Consider the following 21,687-nt stretch of genomic DNA (forward strand, 5'->3'; position numbering starts at 1 on the left):
TCACTCGGCCAGTTCCGCGAAGGCGCGGGCGCCCTCGTCGGCGAGTGCCTCGGCTTCCTGTTCGGTGTGGCGGCCGTCGTACAGGAGGATCAGTTGCAGCTCTCCCTGGGTGAGCGTGGTGGTCAGGACCAGGGGGAACGCCTCGGGCATCCGCTCGGGGGCGCGGGCGAACCCGTCGCGGCGGTTGCGCAGGAACGTCACACCTGTGTCGAACGCCGATCCGTCGTGGGTGCCATGGATGACCAGTACCTCGGGTTCGGGCAGCGCGCGCAGCGCTGCGATCGCCGGCGCGGCGGGGGTCAGATGGCGCAGGATCCCGTAGCCGACACCGTCGTTGGGGACGGATCGGACGCGGTCGGTGATCGCGGGCAGGTTGTCCCGGACGCTCGCCGTGGGGTCGACCGGCAGCATCAGCGGGTGCACGCTGGTGAACCAGCCGATCGCCGGTGACCGGCCGGCGGGCCGGTAGACGTTCGGGGTCGCCGCCCCTTCCGTCATGACGTACGCGCCGGTGGTGCCGGACCAGCGGGCCAGCGCGCAGGCGAAGGCACACATCGCCGCCTCATCCGCCTCCGGGCCGCCCTTGAGTACGGGAGCCACCTGGTCCGGGGGAAGGCGCCGGCGGGCGACGCCTCCGGGGCCGTGGCGCGGTGGCGGCGGGTCGGTGAGGAGGGCGGCGCCGGAGCGCAGTGTGCTGGTCCAGTAGGCCAGTTCCCCGGCCAGTTCGTCGCAGTCCGCCATGTCCTGGAGGTGCTGTGACCACTCCCGCCAGGTCCGTGACGGCTGTGGCGGGGGCAGCGGCCGTCCGGCGAGCAGTTCGGCGAGCGCGGCGTCCAGGTCGTCGATGAGGACGACGGTGGCGACGTTGTCGAAGACGAAGTGGTGGATGACGAGGACGAGCCGGCCGCCTCGGCCGTGGCCGCGGTCGTAGTAGCGCACGCGCAGCGCCGGACCACGTTCGAGGTCGATCAGCGACCTCAACTGGTCCAGGTCGGCCGCCAGGTACTCGCGCTCCTCGCTCTCGTCGAGGGCGGGCAGCACCTGGACGTCGAAGACGTCGAAGGCGCCCGGTTCGGCGCACTCGACGCGCCAGCCCAGGCCGTTGCGGCGGAAGCGGTAGCGCAGCGTCTCGTGCCGGGCGAGGAGGTGCTCGACGGCCGCGCGCATGATGTCGCCGCTGATGCGGGTCGTGGTCTCCAGTGAGTGGACCTCCAGGAAGTCCGGTGCACCGGGGGGCATCCGTTCGAGGAAGCCACGCATGATGGGGGTCAGGCGCGGAGGGTCGGCCGGCCGCGCGACGGGGGCCTGGACCATCGCCTCGGTGTCCTGGGGCGGCGGCTCGGGCGGGTCCACGGTCGCGGCAGCCGCGAGTTCCCGCAGGGTGTGGTGCTGCAGCAGCTGCTGGGGGGTGAAGTGCACCCCCGCCTTGGCGGCGCGGGCGGCGACCCGCACGCCGAGGACGGAGTCGCCGCCCAGCTGGAAGAAGTTGTCGTCAGGGCGGACCTCGTCCACCACCAGCAGTTCGGCGACGATCCGCACGAGGACGTCCGCGGCGCGGGCCGCGGATTCGCCGGTCGCCGGTGACGTGACGACGACGGTTGCGGCGGGCGTCGGCGCGGTGGGGGTGCCCGGTGCGGTGGTCGACATGGCCATCTCCCTCAGTCTCCTGCGGTCGAGTTTGCCGGTTGCGGTCCGTGGCAGGCGGTCGTGCGGTACGACCGCACTGGGCACCATGAACGAGGGCAGCGCTCGTGCCATCCGGCCGAGCAGTTCTTCCTCGGCGGGTACGGGCGCCTCGGCCGCCACGTGGGCGACCAGCCGGGTGGATCCGCTCGGCGCCATCACGTCCACGACCGCGGCCTCGCGGACCGCCGGGTGGGCGAGCAGGACCCGTTCGGCCTCGGCGGGCTCGACCCGCCGGCCGCCGATCTCCGCCTGGTCGTCGAGCCGGCCGGTGAACTCCACCGTGCCGTCCGGGCGCAGCCGTCCCAGATCACCGGTCCGGTACCGGCGCGCGCCCGGTCGGGTGGCGTGCGGGTCGGCGACGAACCGGGCCGCGGTGAGCCCCGGCAGTCCGCGGTAGCCACGGCCGACCGCGGCTCCCCCGACGGTGATCTCCCCGGTCTCACCGGCCGGGACCGGCCGCCCCGACGGGTCCAGCAGGCTGACGGACGTCGCGGTGACCGGCCCACCGATGGAGGGCACACGGTCCGCGCCGGCGGCCGGGCCGATCTCACCGGCGGTGGAGACGACCGTGCACTCGGTGGGCCCGTACATGTTCACCAGCCGGAACGGGAGGCCGGGCGGCGGGTGTACGCGCAGCCGGTCGCCGCCGGTCGCCATCACCCGCAGGTGCAGGTCCGGCGGCCACCGCCCCTCGCTCAGCACGATCTCGGCGAGCTGGGTCGGCAGGAAGGCCGCCGTGATGCGGTGGTCGGCGAGCCGGCGCAGGTACGTGCCGGGCTCCTCCAGCGGATCCGGGGCGAAGTGCAGCGTGGCGCCGCGGGACAGGGCCGACCACACCTCCAGCACCGTGATGTCGAAACCCGGCGCCGCGATCTGCAGCACCCGGTCGTCCGCGGTCAGGTGCAGTTCGTCCTGGTACCAGCGCACCAGGGTCGTCAGGTTGCGGTGCTCGATCTCGCAGCCGTGCGGCCGGCCGGTGGAACCCGAGGTGTAGGCGATGTAGGCGAGGTCGCGCGGGCCGGACCGCCGGGGCCGGTCCTCCTCGTCGCCCGGGCCGGGGTCCGTCAGGTCGATCGGCGTGCACGGCCGCCCCGCCAGGTCACCGAGGATCACCGGGGCGCCGCCGCTGCCGGTGGCCTCCAGGTCGGCGAGCACGTCCTCGATCCGCGGGCGCGGCCAGTGCGGGTCGACCAGGACGAACGCGCCGCCCGCCCTGGCCACGGCGAGCCAGCCCACCACCAGGTCGACGCCCCGACCGGCGACGACCGGCACCGTGCTGTGCGTTCCCACCCCGGCCGCGACGAGCCGGCGGGCCAGCCGGCCGGCCATCGCGTCGACCTCCCGGTAGGTGTGCACGCGCCCGTGGGCGACGACCGCCGGATGGTCGGGGCGCTCCGCGGCGCGGGCGGCCACCTCCTCGTGCACGAGCGGGCCGTCCTGGGCGGTGGGCGGGGCGCCGGTGAGGACGGAGGGCCGCGGGACGGCGCGCGCGGGCATCGGCGGCAGGTCGGCCACCCGCCGCCCGGGGGCCCGCATCGCGGCGGCGAGCAGCGCGGGCAGCCAGTCGGTGAGCCCACGTACGGTCTCGCGGTCGAACAGCGCTACCGCGTACTCCACGTAGGCGTGCATCGGGCCGTCGTCCTGGTCGGTGACGCCGAAGGTGAGGTCGAACTTGGCGGTGCCGGGGGCGATGCCCGCGATGTCCCGGTCGAGCAGGAGGGTGACCTCCAGGTCGGCCGGTACGTGGGCCGGGGCGGGGGCGTTCTGGTACGTGTAGGCGACGTCGTAGAGCGGGTGGCGGCCGGGTTCGCGGGTCCGGCACACCGCGGACACGATCTTCTCGAACGGCGTGTCCTCGTGGTCGAGGACCCCGGCGACGGTCTCCGCGCACCGGCGCACCACGTCGGTGAACGTGAGATCGCCGCCGAGCTGCGTACGGAAGGGCGGCAGGTTGTTGAAGTAGCCGATCAGGTCGTGCGTCGCGGGGTCGACCCGTCCCGAGGTGCCGACGCCGACGACGATGTCGTCGCTGCCCGTCCAGCGGTGGAGCAGGACGTCCACGAGAGCCAGCATGGTGACGAACGTGGTGACGCCCTGGGCGCGGCTGTACGCCCGTACGGCGGTGGCCGCTTCGGCGCCGATGGTGAACTCCACCAGGTCGCCCTCGAAGTCCTGCGCGGCGGGGCGCGGCCGGTCCAGCGGCAGCGGGTCGGTGCGCAGTCCCGCGAGCTGCTCGCGCCAGAAGGCGAGGGATGCCTCCAGCCGGTGTCCGGTCAGCCAGGAGCGCTGCCACCCGGCGAAGTCGGCGTACTGGAAGGGCAGTTCGGGCAGGTCCGCGGGGTGTCCGGTGCGCCGGGCGCGGTAGAGCTCGAAGAGGTCGCGGAAGAACACCGCCGGCGACCAGCCGTCGAAGACGATGTGGTGGTACGTGTACAGCAGTACGTGGTCGTCGTCGGCCAGGCGCAGCAGCGTGGTCCGCAGCAGTGGTCCCGCGGCCAGGTCGAAGGGCCGCAGGGCTTCGGTCACGGCGAGGCGGCGGGCTTCTTCCTCGCGGCGGGCCGGGGGGAGCGCGCCGAGGTCGGTCAGCGGCAGGTCCGGGCCTTCGGGCAGCACGTGGACGTAGGGTTCGCCGTCGTCGTCGCGCACGCAGGTGCGCAGGACCTCGTGCCGGGCGCTGAGGTCGCGCAGCGCGCCGCGCAGCGCGGCGACGTCGAGCGGGCCGCGCAGCCGCAGGTCGGCCGGGATGTTGTAGAGCGGGCTGGCGGGATGGAGCCGGTCCAGGTACCAGAGCTGTTCCTGACCGAAGGAGAGCGGGAGCCGCCCGCCGCGCGCAAGGGGCGTGACGGACCGGTCGGTGCGTGGGGCGCCGCCGCGGGAGCGCAGCTCTTCGACGCGCTGGGCGAGGCCGGCGACGGTGCGGTGGGCGTAGAGGTCGGCGAAGGTCAGTTCCACGCCGAGGTCCCGTTCCAGCCGCCGCAGCACGCTGATCCCGGCGATGGACGTGCCGCCCAGGGCGAAGTAGTCGGAGTCGGGGCGTACACCGGTGGCCCCCAGCACCTCCTCCCACGCCGCGACGACGACCGGCTGCGCGGGGACGCCCGGTTGCGCGGGGACGTCGGCGGTCGGCGGGCCGACGGGCCGCGTCAGCTCCGCGGGGGTGCTCGCACGGGCCGGCGACTCCTGCGGTTGCCGCACCCAGCAGCGCACCGGTTCGAAGGGGTAGGTGGGCGCCTCCACACGCGGGACGGGCCGGGAGGCGGGGCCCGCGCCCGTAGTGGCGTAGTGGCGTTCCCAGTCGAGGGTGGCACCCGCGGTGTAGACGCTCCCGAGGCGGGTGAGCAGCCCGCGGCGGCCTTCGCCGTCGAGGAGGGTGATCACCGGCAGGTCGGGCGCGACGCGGCGGATCTCGCGGGTGAGGACGCCGTCGGCGGCCATCTCGACGAGGACGGCCCCGTCGCGCCGGAAACCCTGTGCCACCTGGCTCAGCCGGGCCGGGTCGAGTGGGTCGGGCGGTGGGGCGGCGGCTGCCGCGAGGGCGGCTTCGCGGGCGGACAGCTCGCCCTGGGCGGCGCGCACGGCCAGGGTGCCGTCGCCGGACCCGACGAAGTGGGGGTCGCTCACCCCCCAGGAGGTGAGCAGCCGGTGCAGGGCGAGCCGGCGCAGGAGCAGCAGGCCCCGCGGTCCGGTACCGGCGGCGTCCGGCCCGTCCTGCGCCACGTGCAGCGCGGGTTCTTCGGCGGCGAGCCGCGCCCAGGCGCTCTCGTCGATCACGGCGTCGGCGGAGAACACCAGGACGACCCTGCGTTCCGGGACCGCCTGCGTGTCGTCCGGCACGGCTGCGGACCGCAGGGCGCGGGCGAGTTCCGTCACGTCCGCCGCGGCGCACGCCAGCCGGAAGGGGTGGTCGTCCCGGCCCCGGTTCAGGGTGTGTGCCACGGCGCGCAGGGAGTGTCCGGTCGTCTCCGCGAAGTCCGCCAGGCTCCGGCGCCGGCGGTCGAGGGCGGACGCCGACTTCGCCGAGACGGTGACCAGCTCGGCGACCGCGGGCGGGCGGTCGTCGACGGGCTGCTCGGGCGGCTGCTCCAGTACGGCGTGGACGTTGGTCCCGGTCAGCCCGAACGAACTCACCCCGGCCCGCCGCGGAGTGGCGCCGGCGGGCCACGCCCCGCCGGCGGGATCGACACGCACCGGCCCCCGGAAGTCGATCAGCGGATTGGCCTCGGCGAAGTGTGCCGAGGGGTAGATCACCCCGTGCCGGACGCTGCCCAGTGCCTTCAGCAGGCCGGCCATGCCCGCCGCGTTGCCCAGGTGCCCGATGTCGCCCTTCACCGAGCCGATCACGCATCCCGGGGTGTGCACGTCCTCGTCGGCGAATGCCTGCCGCAGCGCCTCGACCTCCACGACGTCGCCGAGCGGTGTGGCCGACCCGTGGCACTCCACGTAGCCGATGGAGCGCGCCTCGACGCGCGCGTCACGCCATGCCTCGGCGATCACCTCGGCCTGCGCGGCCTGGCTCGGCGCACCCATGCTGGCCGCCCGGTAGCCGTTGTGGTTGACCGCGACGCCCTTCAGCACGCCCAGTACCGTGTCGCGGTCGGCGAGCGCCGTGGACAGCGGCTTGAGCAGTACGATGCCGCCGCCCTCGCCACCGACGGTGCCGTCGGCGCGCGCGTCGAAGGGCCGGCAGGTCCCGGTCGGGGACTCCACACCGCGCAGCGTCTCGCGGCCCTGTCTCGGCGTCAGCGCCGTCTGGACGCTGACGCCGCCGGCGAGCGCGAGGTCGGCGTCCCCGCAGCGCAGCATCCGCACCGCCTGCGCGACGGCGGCGAGCGCGCTGCTGCACGCGGTGTCCACGACCAGTGAGGGCCCGGCGAGGTCGAGCAGGTAGGACACCCGGGCGGAGATCGCGGCGGACAGCGTGCCGAGGATGTGCTGGGGATCGTCCTTGGGCACCAGGCTCTCGTACGTGGGTTCGGCCTCGGCCAGGACCACGGCGGTCCGGGACCCGCGCAGCCGTCCCGGGGCGTAGCCGGCGTGCTCCACCGCCCGGTGCGCCAGGTGCAGGGCGAGTCTCTGGTGCGGGTCCATCAGCTCGGCCTCGCGCCGGGAGACACCGAAGAACGCGTGGTCGAAGAGGTCGACCCGGTCCAGGTAGCCCATGGCCAGGTAGGACGCGCCGGGAACGCCGCCGGTGTGGCGCACCCGGTCCGGGTCCGGCTCTCCGATGCCGTCGTAGCCCGTGCGCAGGCGGTGGTGGAACTCCGTCAGGTCGGCGGCGCCGGGGAACAGGCCCGCGGCTCCGATGATCGCCACCTCGTGGTGCTGCACACCCATCTCCCGGTCGCTCGCGCGGACAGTCGTCTCACAGGTCGTGGCGGGTCTCGGGGCGGGGTTTCTTCCCGCGCCGCTCGTCCACCAGGCGCGCCATCGCCTCGATGGTGGGGTGCTCGAAGAGCAGGGCCACCGGCAGTTCCTGCCCGCACAGGCGCTCCAGCCGGGACCTCAGGTCCATCAGGGCCAGGGAGGATCCCCCGGCGTCGAAGAACTTCTCCCGCACGTCGAAGGCGTGCCGCCCGAGCAGGCCCGCCCAGTGCCGTTCGACCGCGCGTTCCGTCCGGGTGCGCGGCGCCCGGCGTACGACCGGGTCCGCCGCCGGTTCGGGGCGTGCGGCCAGGGCCCGGCGGTCGGTCTTGCCCGCGGGGGTGCGGGGCAGGGCGTCCAGAACGGTGATCAGGGTGGGTACCGCGGCCGCCGGGAGGTGGCGGCGCAGCCAGTCACGCAGCTCGCCGGGGTCCGTCCCGGGCCATGCCGCCGTCACGTGGGCGCGCAGTCGCGGGCGGCCGTCCGTGTCGTCGCCCGCGGTCACGGCCGCCTCGGCGACGCTCTCGTGCCGGGCCAGCAGATGTTCCACGCCGTCGAGTTCCACCCGGGTGCCCGCCACCTTTATCTGGCGGTCGGTGCGGCCGCGGAACTCCAGGAGGCCGTCGGCGGTGCGGCGGGCCAGATCGCCGGTGCGGTACATCCGCGCACCGGGCGACGGCGCGAACGGGTCGGCGAGGAAACGCTCCGCGGTCGTCCGGGGCGCGTCGAGGTAGCCCTGTGCGACACCGTGCCCGCCGAGGTACAGCTCACCGGTGACGCCGGGCGGCACCGGGCGCAGCCGGCCATCCAGGACGTACGCCCGCACGCCCGGCAGCGGTCGGCCGATCGGCGGCGGCGCCCACCCGCCGCGCTCACCGGCCGGCCAGTCGGTGGCGTCGAAGCAGGTGGCGAAGACGGTCGCCTCGCTGGGCCCGTACCCGTTGAGCACCCGGTACGGCACCGGACGGGCGGGCAGCCGGGTGAGGCGCTCGCCGCCGAGCAGGACGTGGCGCAGCCGCTCGGCGCCGTCCAGCGCCCGCTCGGCGAACAGCCGCTCCCCGAGAGCGGTCGGGAGGAAGCAGGAGACCAGTTCCTCGGCCGCGACCCACCGGCCGAGCGCGCGCGGGTCGCGCCGCAGGTGCGGTTCGGCGACGCACAGGCAGGCCCCCCGGCACAGCGCCGACCACACCTCCCACACGGACGCGTCGAAGGACAGGTCGGCGACCTGGCCGCACCGGTCGCCCACGCCGAGGCCGAAGGCGGTGTCGGACCAGGACAGCAGGTTCAGCACCGCCGCGTGGGTGAGGACCACGCCCTTGGGGTGTCCGGTGGAGCCCGAGGTGTAGACGCACACCAGCGGGTCGTCGGGTCCCGGCCGCGCCCGGGGTGGCGCCGACGCGGCGGGCAGGACGGTGTCGCCGGTGAGCACCGCCGCGGCGCCGCAGTCGTCCACGACGGCCCGCAGTCGCCGCGGTGCCACGTCCGGCTCCACGGCGATGTACGCGGCTCCCGCCTTCGCCAGCGCGACGAACGCGGTGACGGCGCGCACGCCGGGCGGCAGGACGACGCAGACCCGCTCGCCCCGGCGCACACCCAGGGCTGCCAGCCGGGCCGCGAGCCGGTCGGCCTCGCGGTTCAGCTCGTGGTACGACACCGACTGGCCGGCCGCCCGGACGGCGGGCGCTCCCGGGTGGCGCCGGACCACGGCGTCGAAGAGCTCCGTGACCGTGGCACCGGGCGGGCGGGCGGCGGGGCCGGCGCTCACCTCGTCGGTCTCGCGCCGCTCGTGGGCGTCGAGCAGCGGGAAGCGGAGCAGCGCGCGGCCGGGCGCGGTCGCCGCCGCGTCGAGCAGCGCGAGCAGGTGGCGGGTGAGCCGGTCGGCGGTGGCGGCGTCGAACAGATCCGCGTTGTAGCAGAGGTCGCCCGCGAGCGCGCCGGACAGCTCACGGAAGTCGAAGGTGAGGTCGAACGGGGCGGCCGGGCTGTCCGTCTCCACCTCCGACACCCGCAGCCCGGACAGCGCGGGCACCACCCGCGGGGTGTTCTGCAGCACGACCATCACCTGGACCAAAGGGGTGCGGCCGGCGTCCCGTTCCACGTCGAGCGCCTCCACGACCTGCTCGAACGGGGTCTCGGCGTGCTCGAACGCCGCCAGCACCACCGCGCGCACCCGGCCGAGCAGTTCGGCGAAGGAGAGTCGTTCGTCCACGCGGCTGCGGAGCACGACCGTGTTCACGAAGAACCCGACGAGGCGCTCGAACTCCGGCCGGTCGCGCCCGGCGACGGCCGTACCGACCGCGATGTCGTCCTGGGCGCAGTGCCGGGCGAGCACCACCTGGACGGCGGTGACCAGCACGGTGAACAGCGTCGTGTCGTGCCCGGCGCCGAGTGCGCGCAGCCGCTCGGTGAGTGCGGCGGGGACCTCGAAGTGCCGATGTCGGCCGGTCGCGGTCCTGACCGCGGGGCGCGGCCGGTCGGTGGGCAGGTCCAGCGCCGGTACGCCGGCCAGCGTACGGCGCCAGTGCGCGAGGTGGTCCGCGGCGGCAGGGGCGGCACGGCGGCGCCGCTGCCAGTCGGCGAAGTCGGCGTACTGGGCGGGCAGCGGCGGCAGTTCGAGGCCCCTTCCCCGCACGGCCGCGCGGTAGCAGGCGTCCAGTTCCTCGACGAGCACGCCCATCGACCAGCCGTCGCAGACGATGTGGTGCATCCCCAGGTGCAGGACGTGGTCGTCGTGCGCCAGGCGCAGCAGTGCGGCCCGCAGCAGCGGACCGCGGCGCAGGTCGAACGGCCTGACGGTCTCGGCACGCAGGACGCGGTCGAGGGCCGCGTCGCGTTCCGCCTCCGAGAGCGCGGACAGGTCCGTCGGGCGGAGCGTCGACGGCCGGTTCGGGCGTACGACCTGGGTGCCCGCGTCGGTGACGGTGGTCCGCAGGATCTCGTGCCGCTCGGTGATCGCCGTCAGCGCCTCGGCCAGCGCTCCCGGGTCGAGCGGGCCGCGAAGCCGCAGCGACAGCGCGGAGTTGTAGTCGGCGGCGTGCGGTGCCAGACCGTGCAGGAACCACAGCCGCCGCTGGCCGAAGGACAGGGGTGCCTCGCGTGTCCGTTCCCCGGCCCCGGGCGCGCGCGACGCGAGGAGGGGCATGTCGTCCTCGGCGCCGCGATCCTGGGCAGAGCCGGGCAGCGCCCGCGCGAGGCGGGCGACCGTCGGGTGGTCGAACAGGGCCCGGGGGGAGACGTCGACGCCGAGAGCGGCCCGGATGCGCGAGGTGATCTGCAGACAGAGGATCGAGTCGCCGCCCAGCACGAAGAAGTCGTCGTGGACGCCGACCCGTTCCAGGCGCAGCACCCGCGCCCAGATCCGGGCCAGGTCCCGCTCGGCGCGGGTACGCGGCGCGGCGTAGGGCACCGGCCCGGGGCGGTGTCCCGGAACGGCGAGACCGGGCGCCGGGCGGTCCCCGGTGCCGTCCGGACGCGGCAGCGACCCGAGGGTGCGCAGCGGATCGGCGGGCACGTCGGCCAGGAGCGCGAGGAGGTGACGGGCCATCGCCCGGGGCGTGTCCTCGTCGAAGAGCGCCGGGTCGTACGTCAGCCGCACCGACAGCTCCTCGTCGGCGAAGACCACGGCGTTGAGGGGGTAGTTGGTCACTTCGACCGCGTCGAGCCCGGCCGGGGTGACGCCGTGCGCGGCGAGGACAGGGGCGATCGGGTAGTTCTCGAACACCACGATGCTGTCGAAGAGGTTCGTGTCCGCGGGCACCTCGCCGAAGGACCGCAGCCCGGTCAACGGCACATGGTCGTGGGGCTGCGCCTCGATGCGGCCGTTCTGCAGTGCCCGCAGCCACGGCACCAGTTCGGCCGCCGGGTCCGTCGCCACCCGGACGGGCACGGTGTTGATGAACATCCCCACCATCGACTCGATCCCGGGGACGTCCGGCGGGCGCCCGGACACCGTCGCTCCGAAGCACACGTCGTGTCCGCCGCCGTACTGGGAGAGCAGCACCGCCCACATCCCCTGGACGACCGTGGCCGGCGTCAGGCGCTGCCGCCGGGCGAAGGCGTGCAGCGCGGTGGAGTCGGCGGCCGGCAGGCGGACGTCCACGGCCGCGGTCGCCCGGGCCCGGTGGGAGCGGGCCGGCGGCCGGTCGAAGGGCAGTGCGGTGGGTGCGCGCAGACCGCTCAGGACCGCACGCCAGTGGCCGGCCGCGCGCTCCGCGTCCTGCTCGGCCAGCCATCGCACGTGGTCGCGGAACGGCGGCCGCGACGGGAGCTCGGTGCCGGGCGCCGCGTGGCGCGTGAGGACGTCGGACAGGACCTGGGAGACGCTCCAGCCGTCCAGCAGCAGGTGGTGGAAGGTCCACACGAGCCGCACCCGATCCTGCCGGAGCCGGATCAGGGTGAGGCGCGCCGGCGGCGGCGCGGTGAGGTCGAGGGCCCTCGCGCGGTCGGCCGCCAGCAGTCCGCGCAGCCGGCCGGCCTCCTCGGCCGGCGACAGCGTCCTCCAGTCGTGGTGGGTGACCGGCAGGACGGCCTGCCGGTGGACCGCCTGGAGCGGTCGCCCCCCGTCCGTCCAGACGACGCAGGTCCGCAGTTCGGGGGTCCGGTCGACGGTCCGCTGCCAGGCCCGGGCCAGGGCGGCCGGGTCGGGCACCGCGTCGAGGACGATATGCACCTGTTCGAGGTAGACACCGGGCTCGGACAGGCTGTGGAACAGCATTCCGCTCTGCATGGAGGTCAGCGGATACAGGTCCAGGACCGAGGTGCCGTCGCCCACCAGCCGGTCCACCTCCGCCTGGTCGAGTTCCGCGAGCGGGAAGTCGGACGGGGTCGCACCACCGAATCCCGGTTGCGCGCAGTGCGTGACGATCTCTTCCAGGGCGCTCAGCACACCGTCCGCCAGCTCGCGGACCGTACGTTCCCGGTGCAGGTCGGCGCAGTAGGACCAGGTGAACTCCAGTACGCCGTCGATGACCGCGGCGGTGACGTCGAGCAGCCGCTCACGGTCGCCCCGCGGGCCGTCCCGGAAGAGGCCGATGCGGCCGGGCGAGCGGTGGAAGAGGCCGCCCGGCACGGTGTCGGTGCCGAACCGGCCCAGGTAGTTGAAGCTCACCGGCGGCTCGGCCGCGGCCAGCGCGCGGCGGGTGTCCGCGGGGCCGAGCCGGCGCAACGCGCCGTACCCGACGCCCCGGTTCGGCACGGCGCGCAGCTGTTCCTTCACCGATTTGATCACTTGGCCCCAGTCGGGTGTGCCGGGCAGGCGCAGGACCACGGGGAACAGGGAGGTGAACCAGCCGACCGTGGCGGACAGGTCGGTGTCCGCGCCGGGAAGCACCTCCTCCCTGCCGTGGCCCTCCAAGGTGAGGGACACCTCCGGGCCCCCGGTCCACCGGGCCGTGACCACGGCCAGCGCGCTCAGCAGGACATCGTTGACCTGGGTGCGGTAGGTGCCGGGAACGGTACGCAGCAGCGCCTCGGTGTGCGCGCGATCCAGCGTCACGGTCACCGACCGCTCCGCGGCCGCGGTGTTGCGGCCCGTGCGGTCGGTGGGCAGCTCCGGGCGAATCGCCCGGGTCACCTCGGTCCAGTGACCGGTCTCGCCGTCGAAGCCGCCGGCCGCCGTGTGGTCGTTCAGCCGCCGGGCCCACTCCTGGAACGACGTGGTGCGCGGGCCGAGGTCGACGGGGGCGCCGACCGCGGCCTGCCGGTGGGCGGTGTCCAGTTCGGCCAGCAGGACGCGCCAGGACACGCCGTCCACCACGAGGTGGTGCGCCGTGAGGAAGAGCCGCGACCCGCGCTCCGGCCCCAGGGTGAGGAGCACGGCGTGGGCCAGCGGGCCGGTGTCCGGGCTCACTTCGCTCTGGGCCTGTGCCATGGCCGCGGCGACGGCGGCCTCCTGGGCGGAGGGGTCCAGGCCGGACAGGTCGGTGTGGCGGAACACGAGGCCGTCGTCGTCCGTCGCCGTGTGCTGGCGCCAGCTTCCGGCCACCTTCTCGAACCGCAGCCGCCAGGCGTCGTGCCGCTGCGCCACCGCCGAGACGGCGGCACGCAGCGCTTCCACCCGCACGTCGGGGGCCAGTTCGGCCACCAGCCACTGGTTGAAGTGTCCGGAGACCGCGGCGCCGTCGAGGAACCATCGCTGGACCGGGGTCAGCGGTACGGGCCCCGCCTGCGCGGGCGTCTCGGGCGCCGGGCGCGCCTGAGGGGTGACGGCGGCGGCGAGGCGGGCCACCGTCTGCCGCAGGAAGATGTCCTTCGAGGTGAGCCGCAGCCCCGCCGCCCGCGCCCTGGCCACCACCTGGATGGAGAGGATGGAGTCGCCGCCCAGGTCGAAGAAGTTGTCCTCGACGCCGATCCGCGCGACTCCGAGCACCTCGGCCCACACCCGGCTCAGTGTCCGCTCGGCCGGGGTGCGCGGCGCGATGTGGCCCCGCTCGGGAGTCCGGGGCGGCGGCAGGGCCCGGCGGTCGACCTTTCCGTGTGCGGTCAGCGGCATGCGGTCCAGCACCACGTAGCCGGTGGGCACCAGGTATCCGGGGAGTACGCCCTCCAGGTGGGTGCGCAGTGCGGCCGGCGTCGGCGCCGGGGTGCGCCGCGCGGTCACGTACGCCACCAGACGTCTGTGGCCGACGTCGGTGCGTGCCACCACGGTGGCCTCGCCCACGTCCGGGTGGCGGGTCAGGGCCGCCTCCACCTCGCCGACCTCGACGCGGAACCCCCTGATCTTCACCTGGTCGTCCAGCCGGCCGAGGAACTCCAGCTCACCGGTGGTCCGCCACCTCACCAGGTCCCCGGTGCGGTACAGCCGCTCGCCTCCACGGCCGGAGAACGGGTCGGCGACGAACCGTGCGGCGGTCAGCCCCGGCCGGCCGAGGTAGCCGCGGCTCAGGCCCTCGCCGCCGATGAGCAGTTCACCTGGCACGCCCACCGGGACCGGGCGGAACGCTTCGTCCACGACGTGACAGCGCGTTCCCCGGATCGGCCGCCCGATGGGTGCGGAGGTGACGGGCCCATGGGGGTCGAAGCGGTGGCAGGTGGTGAAGGTGGTGCCCTCGGTCGGTCCGTAGCCGTTGACCAGTTCCAGACCCGGCAGCGCCCGCAGCACCCGGTCGCAGTGGGCGGGTGAGAGCACGTCGCCCCCGGCGATCAGCCGCCGCAGTCCGCCGAGCACCTCCGGGTCGGTGTCCACCACCTCCTCGAACAGGCCCGCGGTCAGCCAGAGCGACGTCACGCCCTCGGTGGCGAGGAACTGCCCCAGCTCGTGCACGGACAGCACACCCGGCGGGGCGATCGCCAGCCGGGCGCCGTTCGCGAGCGCGCCCCATATCTCGTACGTGGCGGCGTCGAAGGAGACCGAGGACGTCAGCGCCAGCACGTCCCGCGGGCCGGGCCGCACCTCCTGCGCCCGGCACAGCCGTACCACCGACCGGTGCTCGACCAGTACGCCCTTGGGTTCGCCGGAGGAGCCGGAGGTGTACATGACGTACACGAGGTCGCGCGGTCCCGGGCCCTGCAAGCTCTGCGTACCCTGCGGGTCCGTAGGGTCCGTGTCGTCCGTGCCCTCGTCGTCCGGGGCGGGCGGGCCGGATACGGCGTCGACATCCACCAGTTCCGCGGCGCCCGCGGGCAGTGCGTGACGGAGCCGGTCCTCGGTGAGCACCAGGGCGACCGCCGAGTCGGTGAGCAGGAACGTCAGCCGCTCGGCCGGGTACTGCGGGTCCAGCGGCAGGTACGCCGCACCCGCCCGCAGGATGCCCAGCAGCGCCACCACCAGGCTGACGCCGCGCTCCAAGCACACTCCGACCACGGCGCCCGGTCCGATGCCGCGCGCGGTCAGCCGGGCGGCGACCTCGTCGGCGCGGCTCAGGAGCCGGCCGTAGGTCAGCGTCCGCGCCCCGGCCGTCAGCGCCGTCGCACCGGGCCGCCGCCGGGCCTGTTCGGCGACGAGGTCACAGACGGTGCCTACGGCCGCAGCGGTGGCGGTGGCGGGAGCCTCGCTCCAGCGGGACAGCCGGGACAGCTCGGCCGCGGTCAGCAGCGGCAGCCGGGACAGTCTGCGTCCCGGGTCGGCCGCGATCCCCTCCAGCAGGACGAGCAGGTGGCCGGCCAGTCGGGCGGGGGTCCGCGGTGCGAAGAGATCGGTGTTGTACTCGATCGTCGCGGCCAGGGCCCCGTCCCGCGGCTCCAGTTCCAGGGTGACGTCGAACAGCGCGGACGTGCTGGGCAGCGCCGTCTCCTCGGTGCGCAGGCCCGCCATCCGCAACGGCCGCCGAGGCGCGTTCTGCAGCACCAGCGCGAGCTGGAACAGCGGGGAACGGCTGGCGTCCCGCTCGGGGCGGACCGCGTCCACCAGCCGGTCGTACGGGAGCGCGTCGTGGGCGAACGCCTCCAGGACCGTCGTCCGCACCCGGCCCAGGAACTCCGTGAAGGAGAGCGTGCCCTCGACGTCGGAGCGCAGCACGACCGTGTTGACGAAGAACCCGGCCAGTCCTTCCAGTTCGGCCCGGTCGCGGCCGGAGGTGACCGTGCCCAGCGCCACATCGCGCTGTCCGCCGTAGCGGGCGAGCAGCACCTGGACGGCTGCGGCCAGGACCATGAACGGCGTCGCGCCGCACGAGCGCCCCACCTCGGTCAGCCGCGCGGTCAGCGGGGCCGGGACGGTGAAGCGGTGCAGCGCGCCCGGACGGGTGCGTACGGCGGTGCGCGGCCGGTCCGTCGGCAGCTCGGCCGGGCTCATCCCGGCGAGCTGCCGCCGCCAGTAGGCGAGAGCACCGTCCAGGGCGGGGCCGGCCAGCCGTTCGTGCTGCCACGCCGCGAAGTCCGCGTACTGCACCGGCAGCGGCGGCAGGTGCGGCCGCTCGCCGCGCACCGCGGCGGAGTACAGCGCCCCCAGGTCCCCGGCGAGCACACCGATCGACCACCCGTCGGTCACGATGTGGTGCTGGTGGATGACGAGCAGGTGGTCCTCGGCGGCCAGGCGCACCAGCAGCACCCGCAGCAGCGGGCCGCGCCGGAGGTCGAATGAGTGCTCCAGTTCCGCGCGCAGCACCCGGTCGGTCCCCGCGGACCGCTCCGCGTCCGGCAGCCCGGTCAGGTCCACCGGCTCGACGGGGACGGTGTAGGGCGGGCCGACGATCTGGACGCCCCGACCGTCCACCGTGTCGAACGTGGTGCGCAACGGCTCGTGGCGCACCACCAGCGCGTCGAGCGCCGTGCGCAGCGCCCCGAGGTCCAGTTCGCCGCGCAGCCGGAAGCCCTTGGCCGTGCCGTACTCGGTGCCGCCCGGCTGGAACTGGTCGAGGAACCACAGGCGTTGCTGTGCCGCGGAGAGCGGCAGCGGGCGGTCGCGGGCAAGCGCCTCGATGGGCCGCTCCCCCTCTCCGGGGCCGGTCACACCGACCGCGGCGTCCGTCGGGTCGGGGCGGCTCGTCGGCGCCGCGTCGGTCGTACGCGGCTCGCCGCACGCTCCCCGGATCTGCGCCTGGTCGGCGAGCCGCCCCAGGAACTCCGTCCGGCCGTCCGCGCGTTCCCGGACCAGGTCACCGGTCCGGTACAGCCGGGCCCCGGCGGGACCGCAGGGGTCGGCGACGAAGCGGGCCGCGGTCAGGCCGGGTCGGCCGTGGTAGCCGCGGGCCAGTCCCGGTCCCGCGAGGCAGAGTTCGCCGGGTGTCCCGGCCGGGACGGGCCGCAGGGCGCCGTCCAGCACCCGGACGCGGCCACCGGCGGCCCGGCCCACAAGCGGCCGTTCACCGGGACGTACCGGCTGGACCGATGCGTCGACGGTGGTCCCGGCCGGACCGTGGCGGCTGTGGCACCGGACGCCGGGCGTGGCGGCGAGGGTCTCGTACAGCTCGCTGTCGAGCGCCTCGCCCCCGCCAGTGATCACCGAGGGCCTGTGCCGGCGGCCCTCGTCCAGCAGGCCCTCCCCCAGCAGGCGTCGCAGATGGGAGGGATCCTCGTCCAGGACGTCGATCCGGTGGCGTTCGATGTACGCGAGCATGGCCGCGACATCCTCGTGGGTGTCGTCATCGACGATGTGCACCTCGTGCCCGGCGAGCAGCCACAGCAGCGGCGCCCAGAAGGCGTCGGACGACAGGGGCGCGGTGTGCGCCACGCGCAGCCGCCGCTCCCCGGCGTCCCGCGTCGCCGGGTCGATGACCTCGGCACGGTGGTGGTGGAACAGGTGGGCCAGTCCCCCGTGCGTGACCGTGAGGGCTTCGGGGGTTGCCACGGAGCGGGACGTGTACGTCAGACAGGCGGCGCTCAGCGGGAGCGGCCGGTGCGCGACCCGGCCGGCGGTGGCGGGAGCGCCGGCACGCGGCGCCGGTGTCCCGGCACCCTGAGGTGTGGGCTCGGTGTCGGTGGGCGCCCCGGCGTCCACGAACACCGACTCGGCCCCGCTCGTGGCCGTCCGGTGGGCCAGTTCGCGGTGAGTGAGCACCGAGGAGGCGGAGCAGTGGTCGAGCAGGAGGCGCAGCCGCTCGTCCGGATGGCGGGGGTCCAGCGGGACCAGTACGCCGCCGGCCCGTACGATCGCGAACAGGCCGACGACCATGTCCACGCCGCGTTCGACACACAGACCGACCGGTGTCTCCGGGCGGGTGCCGCGCCGCACGAGGCGTGCGGTGAGCCGGCCCACCCGGTCCGCGAGTTCGGCGAAGGTGAGGGGCGACGCTCCGTGCCGCACCGCGATCATGTCCGGAGTCCGCGCGGCCTGTGCGTCGAACAGGTCACCCAGCAGGATTTCCCCCGCGCCTCGTCCGCGCATTCAACGCCTTCCGGTCCGGCTGCTAAAGGACCGCCGAGCCGCGGTCCGAAACCGTTCTCCTACAGTCATCGAAAGGGCGAGGCGGAAATACACCCTGCCTCTGCGCGCCGTGCACTCGATGCAATTCACCGGCCGGTTCCTGGCCCGGCGATGCTAACAGCGGCGACGAAGGACGACAACGCGTCCGTCCGTACCGCCCGAAGGCGGCCGGAAACCGATCCCCCGCTGTCGGCCATCCGCCGGAAAGCACCTCTTGACCTTCGCCGCAAAGACTTTCTGACAACCTCTCACCTGCCCTTACGGCGCCGACAGGTTCGGTGGACGGTCTTGGCCGCGGCCATGCCGCGATGGTATGAACAAAGAGGATGCGCGACGTGGCCGATCTTTCTTGAGGAGACCGAGTGGACGATCGACATCCGGATCCGATCAGAGATCCGGTCACGGATCCGGTTTCCTCTCCGCCGGACAGCGTACTCGAAGATCTGCGATCATTCCTTGCATCGGCCTTGCCCGGTACCGCCCTGGGCATTCACGACGACTACTTCGAGCAGGGAAACGCGAATTCCCTGTTCGCCCTGGAACTGGTCACCTTCGTGGAACGGGAATTCTCGATCGCCGTCGAGGTGGAGGACCTCGATCTGGACAATTTCCGCACGCTCGCCCGTACCGCCGGATTCGTCCACGCCAAACGCGCCGCCCGCTCCGCCGGCCGGAGCCAGGCGGGCGGGTCCACCGATGGATGAGACACACGCGGAGTTGTTCACCGACTCCCTCCGGCCGCACGCCGCTTCCTGGGACCAGGCCGGGCAACTCCCCGCCGGGATCGTCCAGGACCTCGCCCGCGCCGGTCTGCTCGCCTGTGACCTGCCCGTCCGGTACGGCGGAAGCGCCTCGTCGCCGCTGGCGCTGGGACGGCTCTGTGCCGAACTGGGCGGTGTGTGCTCGGCGTTGCGCAGCCTGGTGACCGTCCAGGGCATGGTCGCTGCGAGCGTGCTGCGCTGGGGTACCGAGGAGCAGCGGTCCCGCTGGCTTCCCGCGCTGGCCGGCGGCGACCTGCTGGCCGGCTTCGCCGCCACGGAGGACGGGGCCGGCACCGAACTGTCCGCCGTCGCCTCGACCCTCCGGCGCGACGGCGCCGGTCTCGTGCTGGACGGCCACAAGCGATGGGTGACCTTCGGCGAACGCGCCGATGTCCTCCTCGTGCTCGCCCGGCTCGACGGGCACCTGGCCACCGTGCTGGTCGAGACGGACCGGCCGGGCGTGACCACGGAATCGGTGCGCGGTCTGCTCGGACTGCGCGCCGCACACGTGGCGCACGTCCGCTTCGACGCGGTACGAGTCCCGCAGGAGAACCTCGTGGCGCCCCCTGGCTTCGGGCTCTCCCATGTCGTCGCGGTCGCGCTCGACCACGGGCGCCACACGATCGCGTGGGGCTGCGTCGGCATGGCCGCGGCCTGTGTGGACCACGTCTCGGCGCACGCCGCCGGCCGTCGCCAGGGGACGGTCCTCCTCTCCGACCACCAGGTGGTCCGGGCCCGGCTCGGACGGGCCGTGGTCACCACCGCCGCGGCTCGCGAACTGTGCGTACGCGCCGCCGCGTCGCGGCAGGACGGCGGCCCCGACGCGCTGCTGGACACCGTGATCGCGAAGTACGCGGCGGCTCGGGCCGCCGCCACGGTGAGCCAGGACGCCCTGCAGCTGATGGGCGCCGTGGGCTGCACGGCCGACAGTCCGGTGGAGCGCTTCTTCCGGGACGCGAGGATCACCCAGCTCATCGAGGGGGCGGAACAGGTGGCCGAGGTGCGCATAGGGGACCACGCGCTGCGCGGACGTACGAGACGGCCGGCCGGTGGCCAGGGTACGACGGACGGCCCGGCCCGATGAACACGGTCAAGTGCCTGGTCTGGGATCTCGACGACACCTTGTGGGACGGGGTGGTGCTGGAGGGCGATCGGCCCCGGCCGTTCACCGTCGCCGTCGAGACGCTGCGGACACTCGACCGACGGGGCATCCTGCACGCGGTGGCGAGCCGCGGCCATCCACGGACCTCCGCAGCGCACCTGGCCCACCACGGCCTCGCCGAACTGTTCAGCGCGGTGGAGATCGGCTGGGGCAGCAAGTCCGACGCGGTGCACCGGATCGCCCGCGCGCTCGGCCTCGCGCTGGACGCCGTCGCGTTCGTCGACAACGACCCCGTCGAACGGGCCGAGGTGGCCGCGGTGCTCCACGGTGTCCGCTGCTACCGCGCGGACCAGCTCGGCACGCTCCCCGACCGCCCCGAGTTCCGTCCCGAGTTCGTCACGGACGAGGCGCGGCAGCGCCGCCGGCTCTACCGCGTGGAGCGTCACCGCGCCCGCGCCGAGCAGGACTTCGACGGATCCACGGGCGAGTTCCTGGCCTCCCTCGACCTGACCATGACGGTCCGGCGCGCGACGGAGGAGGATCTGGCACGCGCCCACGAACTGACCGTACGCACCCACCAGCTCAACACCACCGGACTCACCCTGGACATGGCCGAACTGCGGCGTCTGACCGCGTCGCCCGACCACGAAGTGCTGGTCGCCGGATTGCGGGACCGGTTCGGCTCCTACGGCACGATCGGACTCGCCGTCTCGGAACTGACCGGAGCCGACAGCGTGCTGCTGCTCCTGCTGACGTCGTGCCGGGTGCTGTCCCGCGGTGCCGGCGCCGTACTGCTGGACCACGTCGTACAGCGGGCGGTGCGGGCGGGACTGCGTCCCACGGCACGCTTCGTGTCCACGCCGATGAACCAGATCATGCTGGTGACCCTGCGGTTCGCCGGGTTCGAGATCGTCGAGCGGCACGACGACCGGATGGTCCTGGCCCTGGATCCCGACCGACGCCGCGGGACCCGTCCCCGCCACGTCCGCGTCGTCACGGAAGAGAGGGCGGGACAGTGACGAACACCGCGGGACATACGGAGGGCGTCGTCGGCGTGGTCGGCGCGGGCGTGATGGGAGTCGGGGTCACCCAGTGCCTGGTCGCGGCCGGGTACACCGTGGTGACCGTCGACGTCGATCCGGCTGCCCTGGCCGGGGCACCCCGGCGGCTGCGCGACGGTCTGCGTCTGCACCGGCTCCTGAACCCCGGAGCCGGCGGCGCCCCTCCGACGGAGTCACCCTCTTCTCTGGTGCGCTGGAGCGACCGGCTCCCCGACCTCGCCGACGTGTCGTTCGTCGTCGAATGCACCCGCGAGCACGTCGCCGTCAAGGAGGGGGTGTTCCGCGAGCTGGACGCGCTCTGCTCACCGCGGACCGTACTCGCGTCCTGCACCTCCGCCATCCCGGTCGCCCGGCTCGCCGCGGTCACCGGCCGGGCGGACCGGGTGCTCGGCATGCACTTCATGAATCCCGCTCCGCTCAAGGAGACGGTCGAGGTCGTCACCGCCCCGGCGACCTCCGCCGCAACGCTGGACCGCGCCCTGGCGCTCCTCGCCGGCCTCGGCAAGCGGGGCATCGTGGTGTCCGACGCCCCCGGTTTTGTCTCCAACAGGATCCTGATGCTGACCATCAACGAGGCGGCCACCGTGGTCGAGGCGGGCACCGCGGATGCCGCGCAGGTCGACGACGTCTTCCAGAGCTGTTTCGGACACCCGATGGGGCCGCTGGCCACAGCCGACCTCATCGGCCTCGACACGGTGCTCGACACGCTGGACGTCCTGCGGCAGCACACCGGCGACAGCAGGTTCCAGCCATGCCCTCTGCTGGCACGACTGGTCACCGAGGGCAGGACAGGCCGCAAGGGCGGGGCGGGCTTTCACGAGTACCGGCCGTCCACGACCCGGCGGTCGCCCTCCTGACACCGGCCGCTGACGGGGTGCGCCCACCGGTCACGTCAAGCGTGGCCCCGCGGAGACC

6 protein-coding genes are annotated in these 21,687 nt (G+C 74.3%); 4 read left to right on the forward strand and 2 right to left on the reverse strand.

The features are described from left to right. Complete coding sequence (locus ACFYXC_RS14135) at positions 1–7,014, reverse strand: amino acid adenylation domain-containing protein (protein ID WP_389550845.1); 7,014 nt, start codon at positions 7,012–7,014, stop codon at positions 1–3. Between the two features lie 34 nt (positions 7,015–7,048). Next, positions 7,049–17,809, reverse strand: a complete 10,761-nt coding sequence (locus ACFYXC_RS14140; RefSeq protein ID WP_389550847.1) for an amino acid adenylation domain-containing protein — start codon at positions 17,807–17,809, stop codon at positions 7,049–7,051. Positions 17,810–18,210: 401 nt separating this feature from the next. Between ACFYXC_RS14140 and ACFYXC_RS14145 the strand changes: the two genes are divergently transcribed. Genes ACFYXC_RS14145 through ACFYXC_RS14160 form a run of 4 tightly spaced genes read left to right on the forward strand, consistent with a single transcriptional unit; the run spans position 18,211 to position 21,629 of the window. Beyond that, complete coding sequence (locus tag ACFYXC_RS14145) at positions 18,211–18,552, forward strand: acyl carrier protein (protein WP_389550850.1); 342 nt, start codon at positions 18,211–18,213, stop codon at positions 18,550–18,552. Next, the gene (locus tag ACFYXC_RS14150; protein WP_389550853.1) at positions 18,545–19,693 is read left to right on the forward strand and encodes an acyl-CoA dehydrogenase family protein; all 1,149 of its coding nucleotides are present in this window, start codon (positions 18,545–18,547) and stop codon (positions 19,691–19,693) included. Before ACFYXC_RS14145 ends, ACFYXC_RS14150 begins: the two co-directional genes overlap by 8 nt. Continuing rightward, entirely contained in the window at positions 19,690–20,730 is a 1,041-nt protein-coding gene (locus ACFYXC_RS14155) for an HAD-IIIC family phosphatase (protein WP_389550855.1), read from the forward strand. Before ACFYXC_RS14150 ends, ACFYXC_RS14155 begins: the two co-directional genes overlap by 4 nt. After that, positions 20,727–21,629, forward strand: coding sequence for a 3-hydroxyacyl-CoA dehydrogenase family protein (locus ACFYXC_RS14160; RefSeq protein WP_389550858.1), 903 nt, complete (start codon positions 20,727–20,729; stop codon positions 21,627–21,629). The genes ACFYXC_RS14155 and ACFYXC_RS14160 overlap by 4 nt, the downstream gene beginning before the upstream one ends. Positions 21,630–21,687: the final 58 nt, after the last annotated feature.

Origin of the sequence: Streptomyces sp. NPDC002701, assembly GCF_042889045.1 — a bacterium.
Classification (GTDB): domain Bacteria; phylum Actinomycetota; class Actinomycetes; order Streptomycetales; family Streptomycetaceae; genus Streptomyces.

What these genes read in the sequence shown, in the direction of transcription:
- ACFYXC_RS14150 (WP_389550853.1), top strand. Translation starts at nt 18,545, where the DNA reads ATGGATGAGACACACGCGGAGTTGTTCACCGACTCCCTCCGGCCGCAC.
- ACFYXC_RS14155 (WP_389550855.1), top strand. Translation starts at nt 19,690, where the DNA reads ATGAACACGGTCAAGTGCCTGGTCTGGGATCTCGACGACACCTTGTGG.
- ACFYXC_RS14140 (WP_389550847.1), bottom strand. Translation starts at nt 17,809, where the DNA reads ATGCGCGGACGAGGCGCGGGGGAAATCCTGCTGGGTGACCTGTTCGAC.